Raw genomic sequence first — 240 nt, forward strand, 5'->3', positions numbered from 1 at the left:
GTGCGCACGGTCGCCACCACGGTCTGGTCGGCCGGGGTTTCGACGGTGATGATCGCATTGCCCGCGTAGATCGGGCGTTTGAAGGTGTACGGGCCTTCCACGGCCATCAGGTCGGAGACCTGGTTTACGCCGAGCAGGGCGGCCACGCAGGGCAGCAGGTCCTTGCCGAACGTGGTCGACGGCGCGAACACGTGCGTGTAGCCAGCCGCGAGCGCGGCGATCTGCGGCGCCAACACTTGC

1 pseudogene is annotated in these 240 nt (G+C 67.9%); it reads right to left on the reverse strand.

Going from position 1 to position 240, the window contains the following annotated elements:
- Positions 1-240 (reverse strand): annotated as a pseudogene (locus OH705_RS28575) (electron transfer flavoprotein subunit alpha/FixB family protein); the annotation flags it as partial.

Origin of the sequence: Pseudomonas sp. BJa3 (genome assembly GCF_026343815.1) — a bacterium.
GTDB lineage: Bacteria > Pseudomonadota > Gammaproteobacteria > Pseudomonadales > Pseudomonadaceae > Aquipseudomonas > Aquipseudomonas soli.